At 73.7% G+C, this 23,665-nt stretch carries 21 protein-coding genes and 1 pseudogene; 9 read left to right on the forward strand and 13 right to left on the reverse strand.

What is annotated here, in order from left to right; genetic code table 11:
• Positions 1–47: 47 nt before the first annotated feature.
• From ACZ4MU_RS01190 to afsR, 5 genes are all read right to left on the reverse strand, one after another.
• Positions 48–833 carry an SDR family NAD(P)-dependent oxidoreductase gene (locus tag ACZ4MU_RS01190; protein ID WP_467869477.1) on the reverse strand — a complete coding sequence of 262 codons (786 nt, stop codon included), beginning with the start codon at positions 831–833 and terminating at the stop codon, positions 48–50.
• Positions 834–844: 11 nt separating this feature from the next.
• Positions 845–1,750, reverse strand: a complete 906-nt coding sequence (locus tag ACZ4MU_RS01195; RefSeq protein WP_467870578.1) for an LLM class F420-dependent oxidoreductase — start codon at positions 1,748–1,750, stop codon at positions 845–847.
• Positions 1,751–1,928: 178 nt separating this feature from the next.
• Positions 1,929–2,336, reverse strand: coding sequence for a PaaI family thioesterase (locus tag ACZ4MU_RS01200; RefSeq protein ID WP_467869479.1), 408 nt, complete (start codon positions 2,334–2,336; stop codon positions 1,929–1,931).
• A gap of 343 nt (positions 2,337–2,679) precedes the next feature.
• Positions 2,680–2,958, reverse strand: coding sequence for a hypothetical protein (locus ACZ4MU_RS01205; protein ID WP_467869481.1), 279 nt, complete (start codon positions 2,956–2,958; stop codon positions 2,680–2,682).
• Positions 2,959–3,258: 300 nt separating this feature from the next.
• On the reverse strand, positions 3,259–6,225 hold the full coding sequence (gene afsR, locus ACZ4MU_RS01210; protein ID WP_467869483.1) for an SARP-family global regulator AfsR: 2,967 nt from the start codon (positions 6,223–6,225) through the stop codon (positions 3,259–3,261).
• Positions 6,226–6,583: 358 nt separating this feature from the next.
• Here afsR and ACZ4MU_RS01215 point away from each other — a divergent pair, with 358 nt between their 5' ends.
• Positions 6,584–7,801: an amidohydrolase family protein gene (locus tag ACZ4MU_RS01215; RefSeq protein ID WP_467870580.1), complete on the forward strand. Its 1,218-nt coding sequence runs from the start codon at positions 6,584–6,586 to the stop codon at positions 7,799–7,801.
• 88 nt (positions 7,802–7,889) lie between these two features.
• On the opposite strand, the gene ACZ4MU_RS01220 is transcribed toward ACZ4MU_RS01215, so the two are convergent.
• Together ACZ4MU_RS01220 and ACZ4MU_RS01225 are read right to left on the reverse strand one after the other, a co-directional pair.
• Positions 7,890–8,099 (reverse strand): DUF397 domain-containing protein, encoded by a 210-nt coding sequence (locus ACZ4MU_RS01220; protein WP_467869485.1) that lies wholly within the window; start codon positions 8,097–8,099, stop codon positions 7,890–7,892.
• Complete coding sequence (locus tag ACZ4MU_RS01225) at positions 8,096–8,923, reverse strand: helix-turn-helix domain-containing protein (RefSeq protein ID WP_467869487.1); 828 nt, start codon at positions 8,921–8,923, stop codon at positions 8,096–8,098. The genes ACZ4MU_RS01220 and ACZ4MU_RS01225 overlap by 4 nt, the downstream gene beginning before the upstream one ends.
• A gap of 106 nt (positions 8,924–9,029) precedes the next feature.
• On the opposite strand from ACZ4MU_RS01225, the gene ACZ4MU_RS01230 reads away from it, so the two are divergent.
• On the forward strand, positions 9,030–9,257 hold the full coding sequence (locus tag ACZ4MU_RS01230; RefSeq protein WP_467869489.1) for a hypothetical protein: 228 nt from the start codon (positions 9,030–9,032) through the stop codon (positions 9,255–9,257).
• A 247-nt stretch (positions 9,258–9,504) separates the two neighbouring features.
• Here the strand turns inward: ACZ4MU_RS01230 and ACZ4MU_RS01235 are convergent, their stop codons facing one another.
• A complete protein-coding gene (locus ACZ4MU_RS01235; RefSeq protein ID WP_467870582.1) occupies positions 9,505–11,106 on the reverse strand; it encodes a FadD3 family acyl-CoA ligase in 1,602 nt (533 codons plus the stop codon).
• Between the two features lie 161 nt (positions 11,107–11,267).
• Here ACZ4MU_RS01235 and ACZ4MU_RS01240 point away from each other — a divergent pair, with 161 nt between their 5' ends.
• Genes ACZ4MU_RS01240 through ACZ4MU_RS01250 form a run of 3 tightly spaced genes read left to right on the forward strand, consistent with a single transcriptional unit; the run spans position 11,268 to position 13,621 of the window.
• Complete coding sequence (locus ACZ4MU_RS01240) at positions 11,268–12,410, forward strand: lipid-transfer protein (RefSeq protein WP_467870585.1); 1,143 nt, start codon at positions 11,268–11,270, stop codon at positions 12,408–12,410.
• A 9-nt stretch (positions 12,411–12,419) separates the two neighbouring features.
• Entirely contained in the window at positions 12,420–12,854 is a 435-nt protein-coding gene (locus tag ACZ4MU_RS01245; protein ID WP_467869491.1) for a Zn-ribbon domain-containing OB-fold protein, read from the forward strand.
• Positions 12,851–13,621: an enoyl-CoA hydratase/isomerase family protein gene (locus ACZ4MU_RS01250; protein ID WP_467869493.1), complete on the forward strand. Its 771-nt coding sequence runs from the start codon at positions 12,851–12,853 to the stop codon at positions 13,619–13,621. The genes ACZ4MU_RS01245 and ACZ4MU_RS01250 overlap by 4 nt, the downstream gene beginning before the upstream one ends.
• Positions 13,622–13,681: 60 nt before the next feature.
• On the opposite strand, the gene ACZ4MU_RS01255 is transcribed toward ACZ4MU_RS01250, so the two are convergent.
• The 3 genes from ACZ4MU_RS01255 to ACZ4MU_RS01265 form a co-directional block, all read right to left on the reverse strand.
• Positions 13,682–14,227 carry a hypothetical protein gene (locus ACZ4MU_RS01255; RefSeq protein ID WP_467869495.1) on the reverse strand — a complete coding sequence of 182 codons (546 nt, stop codon included), beginning with the start codon at positions 14,225–14,227 and terminating at the stop codon, positions 13,682–13,684.
• 156 nt (positions 14,228–14,383) lie between these two features.
• Positions 14,384–16,723, reverse strand: coding sequence for a serine/threonine-protein kinase (locus tag ACZ4MU_RS01260; protein WP_467869497.1), 2,340 nt, complete (start codon positions 16,721–16,723; stop codon positions 14,384–14,386).
• A 222-nt stretch (positions 16,724–16,945) separates the two neighbouring features.
• A complete protein-coding gene (locus ACZ4MU_RS01265; RefSeq protein WP_467869499.1) occupies positions 16,946–17,722 on the reverse strand; it encodes a VOC family protein in 777 nt (258 codons plus the stop codon).
• A 425-nt stretch (positions 17,723–18,147) separates the two neighbouring features.
• On the opposite strand from ACZ4MU_RS01265, the gene ACZ4MU_RS01270 reads away from it, so the two are divergent.
• Complete coding sequence (locus ACZ4MU_RS01270; protein WP_467869501.1) at positions 18,148–18,795, forward strand: TetR family transcriptional regulator; 648 nt, start codon at positions 18,148–18,150, stop codon at positions 18,793–18,795.
• A gap of 228 nt (positions 18,796–19,023) precedes the next feature.
• Here ACZ4MU_RS01270 and ACZ4MU_RS01275 read toward each other — a convergent pair.
• Both ACZ4MU_RS01275 and ACZ4MU_RS01280 read right to left on the reverse strand, forming a co-directional pair.
• Positions 19,024–19,503, reverse strand: a pseudogene (locus ACZ4MU_RS01275) (nitroreductase/quinone reductase family protein); the annotation flags it as partial.
• Positions 19,500–20,714, reverse strand: coding sequence for an acyl-CoA dehydrogenase family protein (locus ACZ4MU_RS01280; RefSeq protein WP_467869503.1), 1,215 nt, complete (start codon positions 20,712–20,714; stop codon positions 19,500–19,502). The pseudogene ACZ4MU_RS01275 and the gene ACZ4MU_RS01280, both read right to left, overlap by 4 nt.
• Before the next feature lie 222 nt (positions 20,715–20,936).
• Between ACZ4MU_RS01280 and ACZ4MU_RS01285 the strand changes: the two genes are divergently transcribed.
• The 3 genes from ACZ4MU_RS01285 to ACZ4MU_RS01295 are packed head-to-tail and all read left to right on the forward strand — an operon-like array spanning position 20,937 to position 23,448.
• The gene (locus tag ACZ4MU_RS01285) at positions 20,937–22,115 is read left to right on the forward strand and encodes a thiolase C-terminal domain-containing protein (RefSeq protein WP_467869505.1); all 1,179 of its coding nucleotides are present in this window, start codon (positions 20,937–20,939) and stop codon (positions 22,113–22,115) included.
• 43 nt (positions 22,116–22,158) lie between these two features.
• A complete protein-coding gene (locus ACZ4MU_RS01290; protein ID WP_467869507.1) occupies positions 22,159–22,749 on the forward strand; it encodes a GNAT family N-acetyltransferase in 591 nt (196 codons plus the stop codon).
• A gap of 42 nt (positions 22,750–22,791) precedes the next feature.
• Positions 22,792–23,448, forward strand: a complete 657-nt coding sequence (locus ACZ4MU_RS01295; RefSeq protein ID WP_467869509.1) for a pyridoxine/pyridoxamine 5'-phosphate oxidase — start codon at positions 22,792–22,794, stop codon at positions 23,446–23,448.
• Positions 23,449–23,665 lie beyond the last annotated feature (217 nt).

A 23,665-nucleotide genomic window follows, 5' to 3' on the forward strand; every position in this document is an offset into this window, starting at 1 on the left:
GCGACTGTTCCACCGGGGCCGTCCGCCCGTCAATACCTGATGCCTGGTCAGAACACGCTGACCCCCGCCAGCCAGCCCCCGTCGATCACGAACGGCTGGCCCGTGATGTACGCGGAGTCCTCGCTGGTCAGGAAGAGCGCGAGCGCCGCCACCTCCTCGGGGCGGCCGATCCGGCCCAGCGGCACCAGCCGCCTGTAGAGCTCGGCCACCGCCTCCCCCGCCTCCGCCGGATCGGCCGTCGGGTCCAGGGCCGCCGGGTTGGTCATGGGGGTGTCCACGGCGCCGGGGCACACCGCGTTCACCCGGATCCCCTTCGCCGCCAGCTCGACCGCCGCGACCCGGGTCAGGCCGAGCACGGCGTGCTTGGTGGCGGCGTAGGCGCCGACGTACGCCATGCCCGTGAGCGCGGTGTACGAGGCGGTGTTGACGATGGTGCCGCCCCCGGCCGCCTCGATCTCGGGCGCCGCGTACTTGATGCCCAGGAACGTGCCCACCTGGTTCACCTGGACGATCTGCTGGAACTCCTCCAGCGGCGTGGCCACGAGCTCGTTGAAGCGCAGGATGCCCGCGTTGTTCACCAGCCCGTCCAGATGCCCGAAGGTCTCCGTGGCCGCCGCGATCGCGCTCCCCCACTCCTCCTCCCGGCCCACGTCCAGGTGCACGAACCGCGCCGAGCCGGCGCCCAGTTCCTTCGCCACGGCCTCGCCCCGGTCGTCCAGGACGTCCGCGAGCACCACCTTCGCCCCCTCGGCCGCGAAGAGCCGCGCCTCCTGCTCGCCCTGCCCGCGCGCCGCGCCCGTGACGAGGACGACCCGCCCGTCCAGCTTGCCCATGTCCGTACTCCCTAGCTCAGATGAGGGGCCACACCGGCGGCGAAGGCCGCGATCTGGTCGACGAGTTCGGCGCGGCCGCGCGAGCGGAGGCGCACCTGGACCTGGTGGACGCCGAGCGCGGCGTACTCGCGCAGGGACTCGGCGAGTGCGTCCGGCCTGCCGCTGAGGGTGCGGCGCCCGAGGTCCCACCGCGCCTCGCCCACGTACAGGGGCTCCGTGATGGCCCCCACGCAGAACGCGCCCTCGATCCCGGCCCGCTCCCGCAGCTCCCGTATCCGCGCGATCCGATGCGGCAGCTGCTCCCGCGGGTCGCCCTGCGGGAGCCAGCCGTCGCCGCGCAGGGCCGCCCGGCGCACGGCGGCGGGCGAGGAGCCGCCCACCCAGACGGGCACCCGCTCCTGCGCGGGGCGGGGCCGCTGCCCGAGGCCGGAGAAGGCGAACCGCTCGCCGTGGAACTCCGGGAACTCCTCCGGCCCCAGCGCGGCCCGCAGCGCGTCGATCGACTCGTCCAGCACCGCGCCCCGGCCCGCGAAGTCGGCACCGAGCAACTCGAACTCCTCCCGTACGTGTCCGGCCCCGACCCCCAGGACCAGCCGACCGCCGCTGAGGTGGTCGAGGGTCGCGTACTGCTTGGCGGTGAGGAGGGGGTGGCGCAGGCCCACCACGGCGACATGGCTGAGGAGCAGGGTGCGGGTGGTGAGGGCCGCCAGATAGGCCAGGGTGGCCACCGGGTCGTACCAGGTGGTGCCCATCGCCCCCGCCAGGCGGCGCGGGATGGCCACGTGGTCGCAGGTCGCGAGGTAGTGGAAGCCGGCGCGGTCGGCGGCTCGCGCGATCTCGGCGAGGTCGCCCGGGCCCGCCCCGGCTTCCCAGGGTTCGGCGTAGAGGGTGCTCTGGGACTGGATGGGAAGCTGCATCCCGTAACGGAGCCGCCCCCCGTTGGCTGTCTGCGCGTACGGGTCCACGGCGCCGCCTCCTCGGTCCGGACGGGCGCCGGGGAACTGACACCACGTCACGTCGACTCGTCCGTGCCCATCGTGGTATCTGATGGGCCGTCAGACAAGGCCCCGGGCGGACCCCTCGGGAGGCGTACGGTCAGTCCAGGAGCGCGTAGACCGTGCTCGCCCGGGCCGCCGGCTCGTCGGCGCCCTCGGCGGTGAGGGTGATGTCGGCGAACGCCATGCGCCGCCCCAGTTTGGTGACCCGCGCCTCGACCGTTACGTCCACGCCCACGACCGGGCGCTGGAAGCTGGTCGACTGCTGCACGGTGGTCATGGGGCCGTACGCGTCCCGGGCGGCCGAGACGGCGATGACGGTGGCGGTGTCGGCGGCGGCCATCAGCGCCTGTCCCGACATCCCTCCGCCCTCCCGCGCCAGTTGCGGGTCCCACGGCAGCCGCAGCACGGCGTGCCGCGCCCCGACCTCCTCGACGGTCAGTCCGAGGCCGAGCACCCAGGGGGCGAAGTTCTCGGTGAGGATCTTCTGTGCGGTTCGGGCGTCCATGGGGGGATGGTGGCGGGGACCGGGACCGGGGGGCAAGGCCACCCCGCCCGTTCGGCACGGCGAAGCGCCCCGCGGCACGTCCGGCCGCGGGGCGCTTGGTTCCCCCGTGCTTCCCCCGTTCCCCCGTTCTCCCCCCGTGTCCCCCGTGCTCCCCCCATCCGGGGACGCGCACCCCCAAGTACGCGTCCCCGGCGTTCCCCCGTTCCCCCCGTTCCCCCGTGGCCCGGTGGTTCCCCCGTGGTTCCCCCGTGCTCTCCCCCGTACGTCCCCCGTGTGCCGCCGGCCGCGGCGCCCCCTCCGCGTCGCCGCGGCCGGTCCCCGCCCAGCAGTGGTGCCCGGGCGCTCAGACCTCTTCGGAACCGGCGTGGTTCTCCTGGGGCTTGAGCACATCCGTACCGATCAGGCCCGCGTGGTTCTCCATCGGCTTGACCGGACCGCCCACGCCCACGAACCCGGCGTGGTTCTCAAGGGGCTTGATGGTGGCGTCGCCACCGAGCAGGCCCGCGTGGTTCTCCATCGGGACGATGGTGCCCGTCCCCGTACCCGCGCCGGAGCCCGGGTTCCCCGCGTGGTTCTCCTGCGTGGTGGTGTCGCCGATCTCGGGCTTGTTACCGTCACTCATCGTGTTCAGCTCCCCTGAGTTGCTGCATGTCGTGCTGTGAACGGTGCCCGCCCGGCGGCTCCCCCGAGGGTCGCCGGACGGGCACTGCAAGGGCCGTCCACAGTAACGGGGAGGCCCACCGTCGACCCGCCTGCCCCCCGACGCGGCGAATCGTTGAGTAGAAGAGTGCCGAGGGGCGATAAACGAAGGCTAAACGGCGTCGGCAACCCTTTGGACCGTGCCCGCACGGCCGCCCCGGCGCGTGGCACGCGAAGCCGCCGCGCCGGGCGAAAGCCCTGGTGGCGGCGGGTGCGCCAAGCGCTACGCCGCCGCCGTCAGACTCAGCAGCTGCCGTACGTCCTTGGCCTCCGCCGCGCCCGTCGACTCGTAGATGGCCAGCGCCTCGCGCCAGCACGCGCGCGCCCGGTCGGCCTGGCCCAGCTGGTCCAGGGCCCGGCCCAGCGTCGTCAGGACGTTGCCGCGCATCCACTCGCCGCCGATGCAGCGCAGCGCCAGCGCCTGCTCCGCGTGCTGGGCAGCCCGCGCCGGGCGCCGCGCCGCGAAGTGCGCCTCGGCGATACGGAAGTGCGTGGTCCCCTCCCACAGGCGCTGGCGGTTGTCCTGGAAGACCTCCAGCGCCTGGCCGAGCTGGGAGAGCGCCTCGTCGTGCCGGCCCGCCCGGGTCAGCGCGATCCCCAGCGCGAAGCGGCCGTTGGCGCACCGCAGGGCCAGGCCCATCTCGCTGAAGATGTCCAGCCCGCGCTGGGCCAGCTCGACCGCGCTCGCGGTGCGGCCCATGTTCACGTGGATACGGGAGAGGTTGCACAGCGCGCTGGCCTCGCCCGGCCGGTTGCCGTCGGCGCGGTAGTTCTCGATGGCCTCCTGGAGGAAGCCCTCCCCGTCCGCGTGCCGGCCCTGGTAGAACGCGATGATCCCGCGGTCGGTGGGCGCGGCCCCGGCCGGCATCGGGTCACCTGCCTCCCGGGCGAGCAGCGCCGAGACCCGCGCCTCCTCGTCGGCCTGCTCGAAGCGGCCGGAGACGAGCAGCACGGTGGAGAGCGCGAGCCGGGCCCGCGCCTCGGCGCTCGCGTCGCCCCGCCGGTGCCCGGCGTCCCGTACCGCCGCGGCCGTCGTCTCGTACTGGCGCGAGTTGGCCCCCGACTCGGCGAGGTCCTTGGCCGCCCAGAGCAGGTCCACCGCGCGCCGCAGCATCGCCGGGTCGGCCGCGCACTGGTGCAGGCACGCGAGCAGGCAGTTGGCCTCCCCGTACAGCCAGTCCACGGCCGCGTGCCCGTCGGCGAAGGTGAGGCCGGGGTACTGGGTGGGCGCCAGGTGCTCCACCAGCCGGTCGCCGGGCCGCTCGATCGCGTACACCCGGGCGGCCGTGGCCAGATAGAAGTCGAGGAGGCGCGACATCGCGTCGGCCCGCTCGGACGGCGGGTCCTCGTCGCGCTCGGCGCAGGCACGCGCGTAGAGCCGTACGAGGTCGTGGTAGCGGTAGCGGCCGGGAGCGGCCGACTCCACCAGGCTGGTGTCGACGAGGGATTCGAGCAGGTCCTCGGTCTCCTGGAGCGGCAGGTCCAGAACGGCCGCGGCGGCCGCCAGCGAGATGTCGGAGCCGTCGGGCAGCCCCAGCAGCCGGAAGGCGCGGGCCTGGGCGGGCTCCAGCTGGCCGTAGCCGAGTTCGAAGGTGGCCTTGACCGCGAGGTCGCCCGCCTGGAGCTCGTCCAGGCGGCGCCGCTCGTCGGCGAGCTTGGCGGCGAGGACCGAGACGGTCCAGGTGCGCCGCGAGGCGAGCCGGGAGGCGGCGATACGGATGGCGAGCGGCAGGAAACCGCAGGCGGCCACCACGTCGAGGGCCGACTGGCGCTCCGCGCTCACCCGCTCCTCGCCCACGATCCGGGTGAAGAGCTGGAGGGCCTCCTCCGGGCTCATCACGTCCAGGTCGACCAGGTAGGCCCCGGCCAGGTCCAGCATCCGGATCCGGCTGGTGACCAGCGCCGCGCAGCCCGCCGTGCCGGGCAGCAGGGGGCGGATCTGGGCCGCGTCGCGCGCGTTGTCGAGCAGGACCAGGACCCGGCGGCCGTCGAGGGTGGAGCGGAACAGGGCCGCGCGCTCCTCCAGCGAGTCGGGGATGGACGCGTCGGGGGTGCCGAGCGCCCGCAGGAACGCGCCGAGCACCGCCTCGGGCTCGCAGGCGCGCGGTCCGGTGCCCTGGAGGTCGACGTAGAGCTGGCCGTCGGGGAAGTGCGGGCGCGCCGCGTGGGCGACGTGCACGGCGAGCGTCGTCTTGCCCACACCGCCGATCCCGGCCAGCGCGGAGACGGCCATGACGGTGGACCCGGCGGCGGCGAGCCGTGCCGACAGCTCCTGGACGAAGGCGACCCGGCCGGTGAAGTCGGGTACCGAGGCCGGGAGTTGGGCGGCCCGGACGGGCGCCGGGGCGGCCGGGGCCTCGGCGGGCCGGGCCAGGTCCTCGTCGGCCTGGAGGATGCGCTGCTGGAGCCGGGAGAGCTCGGCGCACGGGTCGACACCGAGCTCGTCGGCGAGCAGCCTGCGGGTGTCCGCGTAGACCGCGAGGGCCTCGGCCTGGCGTCCGCTGCGGTAGAGCGCGAGCATCAACAGCTCCCGCAGCCGCTCGCGCAGCGGGTACGCGGCGGTGAGCGCGGTCAGCTCGGAGACGGCCTCGGCGTGGCAGCCCGCGTCCAGCTCCATGTCGAGCCGCGCCTCGGTGAGCTGGAGGCGCCACTCGACGAGCCGGGTGCGCTCGGTGTCGGCGTGCGGGCCCGGGATTCCGGCGAGCGGCTCTCCGGCCCACAGCGCGAGCGCGGCCTTGAGCAGGTCGCGCGCCCGCGTCCGGTCGCCGCCGGCCCGCGCCTTCTCGGCCTCGGCGGCCAGCTCCTGGGCCTCGGCGAGGTCCAGGACGCAGGAGGCGAGCCGGATGGCGTACCCGCCGGACTCGCTGACCAGGACCCCGGGCCCGAGGGTCTTGCGCAGCCGCGAGGCATACGTCCGTACCGCGGCCAGAGCCTGCGAGGGCGGCTCGTCGCCCCAGATGGCGTCGATGAGCTCGGCGGCGGTGGCCGTGCGGCCGTCGCGCAGCAGCAGGGCGGCGAGCAGGGCCCGCTGCTGCGGTGAGCCGGACGGCAGGGCCTCCGGCCCCCGCCAGGCGCGTACGGGTCCGAGCACGCCGAAGCGCAGGTCCGCGGTGTCCGCGGCCTGGCCGGCGCCCGCCGCCGAAACCGGAGTCCGTTGCTCCGGAATGCGCGGCTCGCCGTTTCGGTCCATAGCGACCCCCTGTGCCCCCGTAGCGCTGGTAATGCCCGTGCCAGTCTGCCCTGTCCATGGCATGCGCGTCAGCTACGGGTGACGCTCCGCACAAGGGCTCTGCACACTTTCGTTACAGGTCACCGGCGCTTGTCCACGGCCGCGTCCGGGGGCGGACAGGCGTCGCGGCGGTGGGGCCACAGGGGCGAATGGCCGACGAGTGACGGGTGAGTGGCCGGGGGGCGACCGGTGCGCGGGCGCGACGGAGCCGCCGGCTCCACCGGGCCCGGGCGGCGAGCACGGCGGACGGACTGGCTGACGGATCGTCAGATCAGGTCTACCGTGAGGAGCCATGGAGACCATGGAGACTGTGGAGACCGTGGAGAGCTTCCCGAGGATCATCTCGGTGGACGACCACACGCTGGAGCCGCCGCACGTCTGGCAGGACCGGCTCCCGTCGAGGTACCGGGACTCGGGCCCGCGCGTCGTCCGCGCCCCGCTCAAGGAGATGACCTTCCTCGGCGGGAAGTTCGCGCCGGTCATGGGCGCGCCGGGCGACGAGGGGCCGGTGGGCGACTGGTGGGTGTACGAGGACCTGCACCGCCCGCTGACCCGGCTGGACACGGCGGTCGGGTACCCGAGGGACGAGATCCGCCTCGAAGTGATCACCTACGAGCAGATGCGGCCGGGTTCGTACAGCGTTCCGGAGCGGCTCGCGGACATGGACGTCAACCACGTCCAGTCGGCGCTCTGCTTCCCCACCTTCCCGCGCTTCTGCGGCCAGACGTTCACCGAGGCCTCCGACCGGGAGCTGGGGCTGCTGTCGGTGCGGGCGTACAACGACTGGATGGTGGAGGAGTGGTGCGGGCCCGAGGCGCACGGCCGGCTGATCCCGCTGACCCTGATCCCCCTGTGGGACGCGGAGCTCGCGGCGGCGGAGGTGCGGCGCAACGCCGCACGGGGCGTACGGGCGGTGGCCTTCTCCGAGATCCCGCCCCACCTGGGCCTGCCCTCCGTCCACACGGACCACTGGGACCCGTTCCTGGCTGCGTGCGACGAGACGGGCACGGTGATCGCGATGCACATCGGCTCGTCCTCCCGCATGCCGTCCACCTCGGCGGACGCGCCACCGGCGGTCGGCTCCACGATCACCTTCGCCAACTGCTGCTTCTCGATGGTGGACTGGCTGATGAGCGGCAAGTTCGAACGCTTCCCCCGGTTGCGGGTGATGTACGCCGAGGGCCAGATCGGCTGGATCCCCTACATCCTGGAGCGCGCGGACGTGGTCTGGGAGGAGAACCGCGCCTGGGGCGGAGTGGCGGAGAAGGTCCACCGCCCCCCGTCCGAACTCTTCGCCGACCACGTCTACGGCTGCTTCTTCGACGATGCCTTCGGCCTGCGGAACCTGGAGGCAATAGGGGTGGGGAACGTCCTGTACGAGACGGACTACCCGCACTCGGACTCCACCTGGCCGAAGTCCAGGGAGGTCGGGGCGGCCCAGATGGCGCACTTGCGCAAGGACGTGGTGGAGCGGATCGTCCGGGGGAACGCGATCGGCCTGCTGGGGCTGACGGAGACGGGGCTCTGGGCGGGGTAGGCGGGCCCGGCGGCCACCGGGCACCCGCCACTGCCCGCGGAGGCGGGAGTGGCGGGGTGTCACCGCCGGGTCGCTCCTGGCCGAGCGCTCAGGCGTGGTCGAACCAACCTGCCTTGATGCCTGAGACGAAGGAAGAGTAAGCCTCGGCACGGAGGTCGAGGACGGGGCCGTCCGGGCGCTTGGAGTCACGGACGGGGACCACACCGCGCGCGGCGGCGACGGTGTGGGCGACCTGAACACACTGGCCGCCATTGTTGCTGTACGAGGACGTGAACCACTGCAGATGTTCGGTCGTCACGGGGTGCCCTTTCGTAACCTGCTGATCATGGCCACTGCCTCCGCCTGGGAGGGGGATTCGCCTTGCAGTTGATGGTAGGCCGTCAACAGCGGGAGCACGAAGGTGGATTCACGTTCGAGGTGGCCTCGATGAGTGGATTCCGCGTAGGACACGAGTGACCGGTCCGGCAGCGTCAGGACCGTCACCGGCAGGTCGAACGGACGGCGGGCTCCCATGTCGAACGGGGCCACCTGGAAGAGCGTGGTCGGCAGGTCGGCGAAGTCCAGCAGGCGCGCCAACTGCGCGTCCATGACGTCCGGCTCCCCGATCGGCCGACGGACACAGCTCTCGTCCAGCACCGCGTGCACCAGCGGTGGCGGCATGCGGTCGAGGGCGGCCTGCCGTTCGGCGACGAGGGAGACCCGCTCCTCCGCCTGCTCGTGGGTGATCGCCCCGCGCTTGACCGCGCTCCGGGCGAGCACGGCCGCGTACTCCGGCGTCTGGAGCAGACCGGGGATGACCCCGACCTCGTAGAGCCGGATCTCCGCCGCGCGCGCCTCGTGCTCCACGAACTGCGGGAAACCCTCCATCAGTCCGGCGTTGCGGACCTTGCGGTACGCGCGCTCGAAGGCGTCACCGGCCCCGAACGCCTTGTCCGCACTACGCGCGAAGCGAAGAGTCGGCAGTTTGCGACCAGTTTCCACCGCCGAGATGTGCGTACTGGAATACCCCATACGCTCGGCCACCTCTTCCTGCGTCCACCCCCGCTCCTCCCGCGAACTGCGCAGACGCGCGCCGAAGGCCGCCTGGGGCGAGCTGTCCGGGTCCAACTCCTTGCGGTTCAAGGGGCGTTCACCGACTTTCCGTGCCGTTCTGACAGATTGAGGGGTTCCCGCTGCGCGGTCACTCTGAATCCACAGAGTAGTGCTGTCGCTACGGAGAGGAGCGGCCATGCCCGACAAGGACAGGCCGGCCGAGAGGGCCGAGAAGTACATGGCGGACACCGCGAACGACGACAGGATCGGCGTGGTGCAGCAGCGGTACGAGGGAAGCGTCTACCTGCGACCCCCCGGCGGCGGCACCGAATGGGCCACGTCCCCCATGGCCCTGAGAACCCTGACCCCCGCGGAACTCCACCGGGCCCGCGTACTGGACACCCCGATCGGGGGTGGACGGTGATGTGGGCGCTTCCTGTGGGGATTCCGGGGGGTGGGGAGGATGGGGAGGAGCCGGAGGGCGGGGAAAAGGAGGAGGCCGCGCTCCTGTCGGGGCCGAGCTCAGATCTTCGCCGCGGCGGCCCCCCTCAGGAGCGCGGGGAACTGCGCGACCAGCCCCCACCGGTCCGCAGACGACACGACTGAGCCACCAGCCCCCCAACCGGGGCACATACGAAAGCCCGGACCAGGGTTACCCGCCCCCGGAGGGTTCAGGGAAGGGGCGTGGCGGGAGAGAACCCCCTCAGCGTCCCCTTCACCACCTTCCCCGACGCGTTCCGCGGCAACTCCCCCACGAACACCACCCCCCGCGGCACCTTGAAGTTCGCCATCTCCCGCCGCGCCCACGCGATCAGCTCGTCCGCCGTCAGTGAAGACCCCTCCCGTCGCACCACGAACGCCCGCCCCACCTCCCCCAGCCGCCCGTCCGGTACCCCCACCACCGCCACATCCGCCACCTCCGGATGCAGCCCGAGCGCCTGCTCGATCTCGGCGGGGTAGGCGTTGAACCCTCCGACGATGAACATGTCCTTGATCCGGTCGGTGATCCGCAGATTGCCCGCCGCGTCGAGCACCCCCACGTCCCCCGTCCGCAGCCACCCCTCGGACGTGATCGCCCGGGCTGTCTCCTCCGGGTCCTCGAAGTACTCCCGCATGACGTTGAATCCCCGCACCCGCACCTCCCCGGGCTCTCCCGCGGGTGCCAGCACCCGTACCTCGGTACCGGGTATCGCCCGCCCCGATGTGGCCGCGACCACCTCCGGCGGGTCCTCGCGGCGGCACATCGTGACGATGCCGCTCGCCTCGGACAGTCCGTACGCCGTCAGGACCGTGCCGATCCCCAGCTCGGTCCGCAGCCGCTCGACGAGCCGCAGGGGGACGACCGCCGCGCCGGTGACCACGAGCCGCAGCGCGGACAGGTCGTGGGACGCGCGCGCCGGGTGGTCGAGGAGGGACTGGTGGAGGGTGGGCGGGCCGGGCAGGACGGAGATGTGCTCGGCCGCGATCCTCGCCAGGACCGCCTCGGCGTCGAAGACCGGCTGCGGCACCATCGCCGCGCCCCGCGTCAGACAGGCGATGATCCCCGCCTTGTACCCGAAGGTGTGGAAGAAGGGGTTCACGATCAGATAGCGGTCGCCCTCCCGCAGCCCCGCCAGCTCGCTCCACAGGGCGTACCCCCGCAGCGTCTGCGCGTGCGTGATCACCGCGCCCTTGGGCCGGCCCGTCGTACCGGACGTGAAGACGATGTCCGACGGGTCCGAGGGCCGCACCGAGTCCGCCCGCTCCCGCACCCCCTCCGCCGGCACGCCTTCGCCGTCCGCCAGGAAGTCCTTCCAGGTCCGGAAGGAATCCGGTGCGTCCTGCGCCAGCACCACCACCTGCTCCAGGTGCGGCAGCCCCGGCAGCGGCCCGGTGCCCGCCCCCTCGGCGGCGGCGCTGCGCAGGGTGGCGACGTAGGAGGTGCCCAGGAACGTCCCCGTCACGAACAGCAGCTTCGCCCGGCTGCGCTCCAGGACGTACGCCGCCTCGGACCCCTTGAACCGTGTGTTCAGCGGGACGAGCACCGCCCCGGCCGTGACCGCGCCGAGCGCGCTGACGATCCAGTCCAAGGTGTTCGGCGCCCACACCGCGACCCGGTCGCCGCGCTCGACCCCGGCCGCCATACAGGCCGCTGCCGCCCGCTCCACCCGCTCGCCCAGCTCCGCGTACGAGACGCGCAGGCGCCCGTCGACGACGGCCTCCCGCTCCCCGTACCGCTCGGCGGCGCTCCGTACGAGCCGGGGCACGGTGCCCCACTCCAGGTCACCCCGTATGTCCGCCCTGTCCGCCCGTGTGTCCGCCCCCATGGCAAGCCCTCCCGCTGACGGTAGCCGTACGCCCTAGCTGACTGTCCGTCAGATTAGCTGTACCCTTCCACGCTGTCAGCAGCAACAGGCGCAGGAGCGCACGACGTTGGCGGAGGTGGCGGGTGTCGATGCTCAAGGACGCGACGGCGATCGCGGGCATAGGCCAGACGGAGTTCGCACGCCGGCTCGGCGACTCGGAGAAGAAGCTGGCCTGCCGGGCCATCCTCGCGGCGCTCGACGACGCCGGGATCCCCCCGGGCGAGGTGGACGGCTTCGCCTCGTACACGATGGAGGAGACCGACGAGGTGGAGGTCGCCAAGTCGATCGGCGCCGGCGACGTCACCTTCTTCGGCAAGGTCGGCTTCGGCGGCGGCGGTTCCTGCGCCACCGTCGCCCATCTCGCCGCCGCCGTCGCCACCGGCCAGGCGAACGTCGGAGTCGCCTGGCGCTCACGCAAGCGCGGCAGCGGCCCCCGCCCCTGGACCAACACCACCGTCCAGCTCCCCACCCCCGCCCAGTGGACGCGCCCTTTCGGGCTGCTGCGCCCCGCCGACGAGATCGGCATGCTGGCCCGCCGCTACATGCACGAGTACGGCGCCACCCGCGACCACCTCTTCAACATCGCCCTCGCCTGCCGCAACCGCGCCAACCAGAACCCGGCCGCGATGATGTACGACCGGCCGCTGACCCGCGACATGTATATGACCTCGCGCTGGATCAGCGAGCCGCTCTGCCTCTTCGACAACTGCCTGGAGACGGACGGCGCGCTGGCCTGTGTGATCGTCTCCGCCGAGCGCGCCCGCGACTGCCGCCGGAAGCCGGTGTACGTGCACGCCGCCGCCCAGGGCCTGCCCGCCCAGCACCACGGCATGGTCAACTACTGGAACGACGACCCGCTGACCGGCCCCGCCTGGACTGCCGCCCGCCACCTGTGGAAACACTCCGACTTCGGCCCCCAGGACGTGGACGTCGCCCAGATCTACGACGCGTTCACCCCGCTGGTGCCACTCTCCCTGGAGGGGTACGGCTTCTGCGGCCGGGGCGAGGGCGGCGCCTTCACCGAGGGCGGCGCCCTGGAGATCGGCGGACGGCTGCCGCTCAACACCGGCGGCGGCGGCCTGAGCGAGGCGTACGTCCACGGCTTCAACCTCATCAACGAGGGCGTGAAGCAACTGCGCGGCAACTCCACGGCCCAGGTGCCGGGGGCCGCGACCTGTCTGGTGACGGCGGGCGAGGGCGTGCCCACCTCGGCCGTCCTGCTGAGGAGTTGAGGAGTGCCGATGCTGACCCCGGTGACCGACGACGACGGCGCCCCGTTCTGGGAGTACGCGGCGCGCGGCGAACTCCGCGTCCAGGCGTGCGCCGCCCCCGCCTGCGGGCGGCTGCGCTTCCCGCCCCGGCCGTGCTGCCCGCACTGCCACTCCTTCGACAGCGAGTGGCGCGCGATGTCCGGGCGCGGCCGGATCTGGTCGTACGTCCTGCCCCACCCCCCGCTCCTGCCGGAGTACGCGGCCCAGGCCCCGTACAACGCGGTGGTGGTGGAGCTGGCCGAGGACCCCCTGATCCGCCTGGTCGGCAATGTGGTGGCCGAAGCGGACGCGCCGCTGAACTCGGTGGCGCCGGAGCGGCTGCGGATCGGGGCGCGGGTGCAGGTCGCCTTCACGGAGACGGGCGAGGGCATGACCGTCCCCCGCTGGCTCCTGGAGCGCCCATGACCCTGTCGGTCCTGCGGGACGAGGCGACGGGCGTCGCGGTGGTGACGCTGAACCGTCCGGAGAAGCACAACGCGATCGACCTGGAGACGGCGGCGGAGCTCGCCGCCGCCTGGCGCGGCTTCCGCTACGACGACGCGATCCGGGCCCTCGTGCTGACCGGGGCGGGCGGAAAGGCGTTCTGCACGGGCGTCGACCGCTCGGCCGAGGTCCCGCAGCCGGCCTCCCCGTACGCGATCGACGACCCCCTGCTCACCATCGGCCCGAAGGCCAACGACCTGTGGAAGCCGGTGATCGCGGCGGTCCGGGGGATGGCGTGCGGCGGGGCGTTCTACCTGCTCGGGGAGGTGGAGTTCGTGATCGCGGCCGAGGACGCCACGTTCTTCGACCCGCACACGACGTACGGCATGGTCAGCGCCTACGAGTCCGCCCACCTGGCCGCCCGTATGCCCTTCGGCGAGGCGGCGCGGCTGGCCCTGATGGGCACGGCGGAGCGGGTCTCGGCGCGCAGGGCGTACGAGACGGGGCTGGTCAGCGAGGTGACGGCCCCGGGCGAGGAGGTGGGGGCGGCGCTGAGGTGCGCCGAGATCCTGGCCTCCTGCCCCACCGGGGCGGTGCAGGGAACGGTGCGGGCCCTGTGGACCACCCGCGCCCCCGCCCTTGCGGACTCCTTCGGCCACGCGCCGCAGCTGATCGCGCTGGGGAACCTGCCGCCGGACAGGCAGAAGGAGTTGTTCGGGCGGAGGCAGACGGGGTTCAGGCTGAGGTGAGTGCCCCGGGCGCGGGAACCCCTTCGCTCGGGGGCCGTCGTCGGCCGGTCGCGCCGGCCGTCAGCTCCACTCCATGAGCTGCGTCAGCCGGCACTCCTTGACCTTCGCGACCCGGTCCGGCACCGCCATCGGCACCTCCACGTTCCGCGTCTCCCCCGCGTCCAGGGTCACGAACGCGGACCCGGTGTCGACGGTCTCGCCGGCCGCGCCGAGGAAGTCGACCTCCAGGCGGTAGCGCCGGTTGTCGCTGGCCAGCGAGTCGGCGGTGACCCGGACGGTCGCCGAGGTGACCGCCGCGCGCTTGCCCTGGGCGGGCGCGGCGCAGCTGACGACGGTCCCGGCGGGCGTGGCCGAGGGGGACGGTGTCGGGCTCGGGGTGTAGCTCGACCCGGAGCCGGAGCCGGAGCCGGAGCCTCCGGTGCTGTCGTAGTCGTCGTCGTCCGTGTGCCGGTACCCCGACCCCGAACTTCCGTTGCTCTTGTGCGAGTTGGAGCAGCCGCCCCCGCCGTCGCCACTGCTCTTGCCGTGCCCGTGCCCGGAGAACCCGGTGAGCGCCAGCACCACTGCGGCCAGTACGGCCGCGAACCTTATCCGTCGACGCAGCATCGCGCCCCCACCCCCGTAAAGCGGAACCTGCCGAAGTCGCGGCCCGTCGAAGGCCGACCAGACCGCCGACACCGTAACAGCAGGGCCCGGCGGGGGATCAGCCCGCCTGCGGGGCCGCCACACGATCTCCTCCGCGCCCCCGTGGTCCCGCCACGGCTACCTCCCCGACGTCGCCGTCCCCTTCACCGCGTCCAGCGCGTACACACAGCGGTCCTTGCTGCACGCGTACACCACGCCGTTGCGCGCCACCGGGGAGCCGGTGATCTCACCACCCGTGGCCAGCTTCCAGCGGAGCTGGCCGCCCGACGCGTCCAGCGTGTAGAGGCAGTGGTCGGCCGAGCCGAAGTGGATGCGGCCGTCGGCCACCACCGGGGCGCCCACCACCTCCGCGCCCGCCGCGAAGCGCCACTTGGGGGTGGAGGTGACCGCGTCCAGGGTGTAGAGCGCGTTGCCGCTGCCCACGTGGATGTTGCCGTCCGCCACCAGGACCGGCTCGATGGACTGGCGCGACTCGGTCGCGATGCGCCAGCGGTCCTTGCCGGTGGCCGCGTCCAGCGCGTACACCGTGCCGAGGTAGTCCGCCAGGTACACCCCGCCGCCGGCGACCGCCGGGCCGGGCGCGAAGGCCGGCGGGCAGAGAAAGACCGCCGGGGCCTCGAAGTGCCAGCGGACATGACCGCTGGCGATGTCGATCGACAGGACCCGGGTGCCCGCCGACACGTACACATAGCCGTCCGGCGCGGGTGCCAGACGGACCGGGACGCCGCCGCATGAGGCCGCGTCGCCCACCGGGTACGACCAGCGCTCGGTGCCCGTACGCGCGTCGAGGGCGCGCAGGCGCGCGTCCTGCCACACGTACACCGTGCCCTCGTGGATCACGGGACCGGCCTCGGGGGTCTCGAAGTCGCTCTGGGCGCCGGTGATCTCCCACAGCTTCTCGCCGTTGGCGGCCTCCCAGGCCTGCACGCCGCCGCCCCGGGTCGCGGTGACGATCGTGCCCCGGGCGGCCTTCAGCGCGTAGACCCAGGCGTCCGTCGGCAGGCGCCACAGCTCGCGGCCGTCCGTCGCGTCCAGCGCGTAGAGCGTGGGGCCGTCCGAGGCGTGGATACGGCCCGCCTCCACGGCCATCGCCCAGGCGACGTCCCGCGTCTTGAACTGGCGCCGGCCGCTGGCCACGTCCAGCGCGTGCACCTCGAAGGAGGTGACGTAGAGGAGGTCGCCCGCCACGACCGGGGTGCCCCACACGTCGTTCGACATACGGAAGCGCCAGGGGCGCCAGCGGCCGGGCGGCTCGGGCGTGCGCGGCGAGGGCGGGACGGGGGGCGCCGACGCGGACGCCCCGTTGGCCGGGGGCCGGTCCGGTCTGCCCAGGGGGCCGCCGGCCGGGACCCTGACCCACCCCGTGGCGGGGCTGGCCTCGGCCGTCGCGCGCGTCTGATCCAGGACCCGGGGTCCGGGACCGATCGGCACCTTCGCCCCGGCGAGGCGCACGGGCCCGTCCCCCGTGGCCTCCGCGAGGGGCGAGCGGTGCGGGGGCTGGTAGGGCGGGCGGGGCGGCGGCGAAGGGGCCGCGTCCTGGTCGGGACGGGCGACCGGCTTGGCCCGGCCACCGCCCCTGCGCTGCTCGATCATCGCCACCGAGCGGTCGGGCAGCCACGCGGAGGCGGTGCCGCTGTCGTCGGAACCGCCGAACAGGTGCGGGGCGAGCTGCGCCTGGAGGTCCTCGGGCGAGGGCCGCAGCGCGGCCTCCATCTGCATACAGGACTCGATCAGCGGGCGCAGCTCGTCGGGCAGCCCGGCGAGGTCGGGGCCCTCGCGCAGCAGCATGAAGACGGTCTCGACCGGGTTGGCGCCATGGAAGGGGGCGTGCCCGGTCGCCGCGAAGACGAGCGTCGAGCCGAGCGAGAAGACATCGCTCGCGCCGGTCACGCTGCGGGAGTCCTTCGCCTGCTCGGGCGACATGTACGCGGGCGTGCCCACGGCCACGTTCGTCATGGTCAGCCGGGTGTTGGAGACGCCGGAGGCGATACCGAAGTCGATGACCCGGGGGCCGTCCTCGACCACCAGGACGTTGGAGGGCTTGAGGTCGCGGTGGACCAGGCCCGCCCCGTGGATGGACTGAAGCGCCTCGGCGATGCCGGCCGCGAGCCAGCGCACCGCCTGGGCCGGGAGCGGCCCGCACTCGTTCACTATTTCTTCCAGCGAGGGCGCCGGGACGTACGCGGTGGCCAGCCACGGCACGGCCGCGCGCGGGTCGGCGTCGACCACGGCCGCCGTGTAGAAGCCGCTGACGGCCCGGGCCGCCTCCACCTCACGGGTGAAGCGGACCCGGAACAGCTGGTCCTCGGCGAGCTCCGTGCGCACCGTCTTGATCGCCACGCGGCGGCCGGACGCCGAGCGCGCCAGATAGACCAGCCCCATGCCGCCGGCACCGAGCCGTCCCAGCACCTCGAAGGGGCCGATACGCCTCGGGTCGTGCTGCGTCAGCTGCTCCACTTGCCTGCCACCTCCCCGTACGGGCCCTCAGTATCAACGCGTCGCAACAAGGCCCCGTGCAGCGTCTCACGCGGCACCCCGATTCTTCCTGCCGGAGGCACCCGGTGGCCAACCCGAGTACGGATCGGGATGTCTCATCCCGATCCGGACATCCCCCCGACCCGGCCCCACCCTCCCCACCTGCGAAAACACCGGTCACGCGCCCGGCGCGCCCCCCGCGCCTCACTCCTTCTGGAGGATGGCGAAGCTCGCCCCTTGGTCATCGGTGAGGACCGCCATGCGGCCGTACGGGATGTCGACGGGCCCGGCGGTGACCCGGCCGCCCAGGTCGCGGCAGGCGGCGGCCGTGGCGTCGCAGTCCCCGACCGCGAAGTAGACCAGGAAGTGGTCGGGCATCTCGGCGGGGAAGGCGTCCCCCAGAAGAGCGCGGCCGCCGAGGGCCGTTCCGGGGCCCGGCGCGGAGCCCGCGGGCGACCAGGTGCGGTAGTCGCCCTCGGTCTCTTCCACGTCCCGGCCCTCGAAGCCGAAGACCGCCTCGTAGAAGCGGTCGGCCTGGGCGGTGTTTCGGGTGTAGACCTCAATCCAGCAGAAGGCGCCCGGCTCGCCGCTCTTCTCGAAGCCCGCGTGTGCCCCGGCCTGCCACAGACCGAAGACCGCGCCGCCGGGGTCGGCGGCGACCGCCATCGTCCCGTACGGAGGGAGCGGGACGGGGTCCGTCAGCAGCTGGCCGCCCGCCGCCCCGATACTCACGGCGAGGGCCGCCGCGTCGGGGGCCGCGAAGTAGACGCCCCAGGCGGTGGGCATACGGCCGTCCCGCTTGGGGACGAGCCCGGCGACGCGCCGCCCGCCGCTGAACGCGGTCGTGTAGTGCCCGTACCTCTCCTGGGCGTCCTCGTCGAAGGTCCAGCCCATCAGCGCGCCGTAGAACCGCTTGCCCGCCGCGAGGTCGGGCAGCGTCACGTCGGCCCAGCACGGCGCGCCTTCCGGATATCCGCCCATGCGCCTGGTTCCTTCCTGGGTGGCCCCGCCCTGTCTGCCGGGCGGAACGCGGGTGCCGCTACGCGGCGAAGCTAACGGCCCCACCCGCGCCTCGCACCGGCATAAATCGAACAAATGGACCGCATTGCCCCCACTGTAGGCGTTCGCCCCCTTTTCCCGCACGGGTTGTCCACAGAGTGTGTCCACAGGCTGTTGATAACACCATTCGAGTGGCGGACGGGCGCGCGAGGCGCGGCGGGGGCGGGGCCGCCGCGGGGCGAGGGTCCGGCACGCGCATGGGGTGAGGGGGTGGCGGGCCCCGCCCGGGGCCCGGGTGGAAGGCGCCGGAGCCCCGGCAGGGGCCTTTCCCGGGCGGCCGTCAACCCCCGGCCCCCATTTGCAGTCGGCCGAATCGCGCTCCGATCACCCCTCGGTAAGCTGACGGCATGACAGGACAAGTACGCACCGTCGACGGCCGCGTGGCAGGCCGACGCGGCCAGGCGACGCGGCAGAAGCTGCTCGACTGCCTCAGCGAGATGCTCAGCTCCTCGCCGTACCGGGACGTGAAAGTCATCGATGTGGCGCGGAAGGCGGGCACTTCACCCGCGACCTTCTACCAGTATTTCCCGGACGTCGAGGGCGCCGTCCTGGAGGTCGCCGAGGAAATGGCCAAGGAGGGCGCGGCGTTGACCGCCCTCGTGGAGGGCCGCTCCTGGGTCGGCAAGGCCGGCTGGCAGACGGCGGAGGAACTGGTCGAGGGATTCCTCGACTTCTGGCGCAGGAATGACGCGATCCTGCGGGTGGTGGACCTGGGCGCGGCCGAAGGCGACAAGCGGTTCTACAAGATCCGCATGAAGATCCTCAACTCCGTGAACAACTCCCTTACCGACGCGGTGAAGGAGCTCCAGTCGAAGGGCAAGGTCGACAAGGACATCAGCCCGGCGGCGATGGCGGGCTCGATCGTCGCGATGCTCGCGGCGGTCGCCTCGCACCAGAAGGGCTTCCAGACCTGGGGCGTCAAGCAGGCCGAGCTCAAGCCGAACCTGGCACTGCTCGTGCACCTGGGCATCACGGGCAAGAAGCCGACGAGGTAGCGGCGCCGGCCGCGGCCCGCGGACCTGCGGGTCCGCGCGGGGGCACACGCCCCGGCGCCGGCGCGGATACCGCTGCGGCGCACCCCGTCCGCTCCTCAAGTCCTGTCACGCCGGCGGAGGTTCACCGAGGTGAGCCCCGCCGGCTTTCCCGTTCCCGCCGGGGCCCCCCTCCGCCTTTCCCTTCCCGTTCCCCTTCCGCCTCCCCTTGTCCGGCGCGTCCGCGCCGCCGTCCCTCCGCTCCAGCCGGAAGAGCCGGATCTCCCGCTCGACGCGGGCCTGGTACGCGGCGTACGGGGGCCAGAACTCCAGGGCCGCCCGCCAGGCCGCCGCACGCTCCTCCCCCGTGAGCAGCCGGGCCCGTACCGGCACGTCCCGCCCCTTCCAGCTGATCTCGGCGTCCGGATGAGCCAGCAGATTGCCGGTCCAGGCGGGGTGGCCGGGGCGCCCGAAGTTCGACCCGACCAGCAGCCAGGTCCCGCCGTCCTCCGGCATGCAGGCGAGCGGCGTCCGCCGCGCGAGCCCGGAGGAGGCCCCGCGCGCGGTGAGCACGGCCCCCGGGAGCATCCGCGCGCTCGGCAGCACCCGGCCCCGGGTGAGCCGGTGCACGGCCCGGTCGAGGGCGGGGACGACGTGCGGGGCGACCTTCGCGAACGCGCGCGTGGAGGACACCTTCCGCACGAGGCGCACACCGCGCGGGACCCGGCTCACCGGACGCCCGCCCGCGCGCGCGTGGCGTCGGCGCCGTCCTCCGCGTGAGGTGGACGAGGCGTACGGAACAGCCCCGCCCGCTCGGCGGCCCGGGCCCGCAGCGCGCAGACCGGCCCGAAGAGCAGTTCGTCGGCCGCGGCCCGCTTGAAGTACAGGTGCGCCTCGTGCTCCCAGGTGAACCCGATGCCGCCGTGCAGCTGGATGGCCTCGGCGGCGGTGCTCCGCAGCGCCTCCAGCGCCTGCGCGAGGGCGAGTCCCGCGACGTCCGGGTCCCAGGCGGCGTAGTGGACGGCTGAGCGGGCCGCCCGCACCTGTACGTACCGGTCGGCCAGCCGGTGCTTGACGGCCTGGAAGGAGCCGATGGGCCGCCCGAACTGCTCGCGCTCCTTCACGTACGCCACGGTCCGCGCCAGCGCGTGGTCCGCGGCGCCGACGGCTTCGGCGGCGAGGAGGGCGGCGGCGGTGCGTCCGGCGGCGGCGAGGGCGGGCAGCGGATCGCCGTCGCCCAGCAACTCCCCCTCCACGTCCCGCAGTTCCACCCTGCCTTGGGTGCGGGTCTCGTCGAGGGTGGTGTGGCGGGTCCGGTGGAGCCCGGGTGCGTCCCCCCGTACGAGGAAGAGGCGGACGCGGCCACGGGTGAAGCCACCGGTACGGGCGGCGACGAGGAGGAGGCCCGCGCGGTGGCCGTCGATGACCTGGGCGGCCTCTCCGTACAGCCGCCAGCGCCCCTCGGCAGCCCGCGCCTGCACCCCTCCGGCGCGCCCGCCACCGGCCCAGGCGCCGTCGGCGGTGTCACCGGTGAGCCCCAGGGCCGGGGCGAGGGCGGGTCCCGGGACGGCGAGGGCGGCGGTCAGCTCGCCACGGGCGAGGGGCGGGAGGTGGGTCCGCTTCTGCGGCTCGGTGCCGAGGGCGAGGAGGAGGGGGACGGCGAGGGCCGCGGTGGCGAGGAGGGGGGAGGGCAGGAGGACGCGTCCGGTCTCCTCGGCGGCGAGGACGAGCTCGGCGCCGGTACAGCCGCCCCCGCCGTACGCCTCGGGCACCGCGATGCCCGCCAGCCCCAGCTCCCCGGCGAGCAGCCGCCACAGGGCCTCGTCGTACCCGAGCGCGGTACGGGTCGCGGCCTTGACGTCGTCGGGGCCGCAGCGCCTGGTGAGGAGGGTGCGGAGGGTGCGGCGGATCTCTTGCTGCTCGGGGGTGAGCTCGGGGTCCATGGGGCTTCTCCTCCCGGGAGGGGGGCGGGCAACGCGGGCGCCGTACGCCGCGATCTGACGGTACATCAGTTACCGGCAGGCCACCCCCGCCCGGGAGCTCCGGGAGCTCCGGGAGCCACCAGGAGTGGCGGCCGGAGGGGCCGGGCCGACCGCAGGGGGCTTCACCGGAAAGCAGGGCGGAAGTGCGGGTGTCCGCTGGATATCTGATGTACCGTCAGATTCATGGCAGCCCACGCCCGTACGCCCCGCCCCGTGGCCATCGTCGGCGCCGCCCTCTCCGACACCGGTCGCGTCGACGGCGTCACCCCGTACGCCCTGCACGCCCAGGCCGCCCGCCGGGCGCTCGCCGACTCCGGGCTGTCACGGGAGGTCGTCGACGGGTTCGCATCCGCGGGGCTGGGGGTGCTCGCGCCGGTCGAGGTGGCCGAGTACCTGGGGCTGCGGCCGGCCTGGGTCGACTCCACCTCGGTCGGCGGCGCCACCTGGGAGGTGATGGCCGCCCACGCGGCGGACGCCATCGCCGCCGGGCACGCCAACGCCGTCCTCCTCGTCTACGGCTCCACCGCCCGCGCCGACATCAGGGCCGGGCGACGGACCTCGAACCTGTCCTTCGGGGGGCGCGGGCCCCTCCAGTTCGAGGTGCCCTACGGCCACACGCTCATCGCGAAGTACGCCATGGCCGCCCGCCGCCACATGCACCAGTACGGCACCACCCTCGAACAGCTCGCCGAGGTCGCGGTGCAGGCGCGCGCCAACGCCGCCACCAACCCCGACGCGATGTTCCGCGACCCCATCACCGTCGACGACGTCCTGGCGGGACCGATGATCGCCGACCCCTTCACCAAGCTGCACTGCTGCATCCGCTCGGACGGCGGCTGCGCGGTGCTGCTCGCGGCGGCGGAGTACGTCCCCGACACCGCCAAGGCGCCCGTCTGGGTGCTGGGTTCGGGCACGGCCGTCTCCCACACCACCATGTCCGAGTGGGAGGACTTCACCGTCTCCCCGGCCGCCGTCTCCGGCCGGACCGCCTTCGAGCGCGCCGGAGTGCGCCCCGCCGACATCGACCTCGCGGAGATCTACGACGCCTTCACGTACATGACCCTCGTCACCCTCGAAGACCTCGGGTTCTGCGGGAAGGGGGAGGGGGGCGCCTTCGTGGAGAAGGGGCGGCTGCTCACCGGGGGCGCGCTGCCCGTCAACACCGACGGCGGGGGGCTCTCCGCGTGCCATCCCGGGATGCGGGGGCTGTTCCTGCTGGTCGAGGCCGTACGGCAACTGCGGGGCGAGGCGGGACCGGGACAGGTCCGCCGGGCCGACGACACGCTGCCCGAGCTGGCCGTCGCCTCGGGGACGGGGGGCTGGTTCTGCTCCTCGGGGACGGTGGTGCTGGGGCGGGGGTGAAATTGCGTGGCGACGCCGGTCCGGGCCGTCCCACAATCACCCCATGCCCACCCTTCCCGCCCCTTTCCTCACCACCGGCCGCCTCGTCCTCCGCCCCTTCGCCGACACCCCCGCCGACCTCGACCTCGTCGTCGAGCTGGACAGCGACCCCGAGGTCATGCGGTACATCACCGGGGGCCGCCCCATGAGCCGCGAGGAGATCCGCGCCGAGTCGTTCGCGCGGATGCTGCCCGGGGGCTTCTGGGCGACGCATCTGCGCGACACGGGTGAGTTCATCGGCTGGCACTGTCTGCGCCCCGGCCTCGACGCGCCGGCGGACCAGGCGGACCTCGGGTACCGGCTGCGGCGGGCGGCCTGGGGGAAGGGGTACGCGCGCGAGGGTGCGCTCGCCCTCATCGAGAAGGGTTTCGGGGAGCTGGGGTACGCGCGGATCACCGCCAACACGATGTACGTGAACGACCGCTCGCGGCGGGTGATGGAGCGGTGCGGACTCACGTACGTACGGACGTACTTCGAGGAGTGGCCCTACTCCGTCGAGGGGGACGAGCACGGGGACGTCGAGTACGCCCTGACGCGGGAGGAGTGGCTCGCGGCGCGGGGCGGGGCCGGGGGCGCGGCCCCGGGGGCCGTCTGAGCGCCCGGGGAGCGCCGGGGAGCGCCGGGTGAGAATCTGCGCATGGAATTCGAGGAGTACCTGCACACCCTGCGTGTCTGGGACGTCGAGCTGCCGCGCTTCGATCCACGGGACGCGCCCGAGGAGCCCGTCGCGCTCTTCCAGGAGTGGCTGATGCACGCCGGCCGCGCCGGGCAGGCCGAGCCGCACACGATGACGCTCGCGACCGTGGACGGGGAGGGGCGGCCGGACGTACGGACCGTGATGCTGCACGGGGCGGATGCGGCGGGGTGGTCGTTCGGGTCGCACTCCGGCAGCGCCAAGGGACGGCAGCTGGCCGGCTGCCCGTCTGCGGCGCTCGGGTTCTACTGGCCTTCGGTGGGGCGGCAGGTACGGGTGCGGGGGACGGTGACCCCGGCCGGGGCCGAGGCGAGCCGGGCCGATCTCCACGCCCGGTCCACCGGGGCGCTGGCGGCGGCGCTGGTGGGGCGCCAGAGCGAGGTGCTGCCGTCCCTGGAGGAGCTGGCGGAGGCCTCGGAGCGGGCCTGGGCCCGCGCCGCGACCGCACCGGACACGGTGGTCCCGAGCTGGACGCTGTACGTCCTCGACCCCGTGGAGGTGGAGTTCTTCCAGGGGGATGCGGGGAGGAGGCATGTGCGGGTGCGGTACTCGCGGGGGCGGGCGGGGGTGGGGTGGGGGCGGGAGTTGCTCTGGCCGTAGGGGGTGCGGGGGTGCGGGGTTCGCTTTGTCCGCGGGCCGGTGATGGGTTGCTCGCGCAGTTCCCCGCGCCCCTTGGAGGGTCCGGCGCAGCCTTGACGTGTGGCTCGGGGCGTTGCCCTTCAGGGGCGCGGGGAACTGCGCGACCAGCCCACCACCGGGCGGCAGACAAAGTCCGGGCCCTGAAGGGGCGCGGGGAACTGCGCGACCAGCCCACCAC

This window comes from Streptomyces sp. NPDC026377, assembly GCF_055567715.1.

Coding starts and splice junctions, on each gene's coding strand:
- ACZ4MU_RS01190 (WP_467869477.1), bottom strand. CDS start 833: ATGGGCAAGCTGGACGGGCGGGTCGTCCTCGTCACGGGCGCGGCGCGC.
- ACZ4MU_RS01195 (WP_467870578.1), bottom strand. CDS start 1,750: ATGCAGCTTCCCATCCAGTCCCAGAGCACCCTCTACGCCGAACCCTGG.
- ACZ4MU_RS01200 (WP_467869479.1), bottom strand. CDS start 2,336: ATGGACGCCCGAACCGCACAGAAGATCCTCACCGAGAACTTCGCCCCC.
- ACZ4MU_RS01205 (WP_467869481.1), bottom strand. CDS start 2,958: ATGAGTGACGGTAACAAGCCCGAGATCGGCGACACCACCACGCAGGAG.
- afsR (WP_467869483.1), bottom strand. CDS start 6,225: ATGGACCGAAACGGCGAGCCGCGCATTCCGGAGCAACGGACTCCGGTT.
- ACZ4MU_RS01230 (WP_467869489.1), top strand. CDS start 9,030: ATGCCCGACAAGGACAGGCCGGCCGAGAGGGCCGAGAAGTACATGGCG.
- ACZ4MU_RS01240 (WP_467870585.1), top strand. CDS start 11,268: ATGCTCAAGGACGCGACGGCGATCGCGGGCATAGGCCAGACGGAGTTC.
- ACZ4MU_RS01245 (WP_467869491.1), top strand. CDS start 12,420: ATGCTGACCCCGGTGACCGACGACGACGGCGCCCCGTTCTGGGAGTAC.
- ACZ4MU_RS01250 (WP_467869493.1), top strand. CDS start 12,851: ATGACCCTGTCGGTCCTGCGGGACGAGGCGACGGGCGTCGCGGTGGTG.
- ACZ4MU_RS01255 (WP_467869495.1), bottom strand. CDS start 14,227: ATGCTGCGTCGACGGATAAGGTTCGCGGCCGTACTGGCCGCAGTGGTG.
- ACZ4MU_RS01265 (WP_467869499.1), bottom strand. CDS start 17,722: ATGGGCGGATATCCGGAAGGCGCGCCGTGCTGGGCCGACGTGACGCTG.
- ACZ4MU_RS01270 (WP_467869501.1), top strand. CDS start 18,148: ATGACAGGACAAGTACGCACCGTCGACGGCCGCGTGGCAGGCCGACGC.
- ACZ4MU_RS01280 (WP_467869503.1), bottom strand. CDS start 20,714: ATGGACCCCGAGCTCACCCCCGAGCAGCAAGAGATCCGCCGCACCCTC.
- ACZ4MU_RS01285 (WP_467869505.1), top strand. CDS start 20,937: ATGGCAGCCCACGCCCGTACGCCCCGCCCCGTGGCCATCGTCGGCGCC.
- ACZ4MU_RS01290 (WP_467869507.1), top strand. CDS start 22,159: ATGCCCACCCTTCCCGCCCCTTTCCTCACCACCGGCCGCCTCGTCCTC.
- ACZ4MU_RS01295 (WP_467869509.1), top strand. CDS start 22,792: ATGGAATTCGAGGAGTACCTGCACACCCTGCGTGTCTGGGACGTCGAG.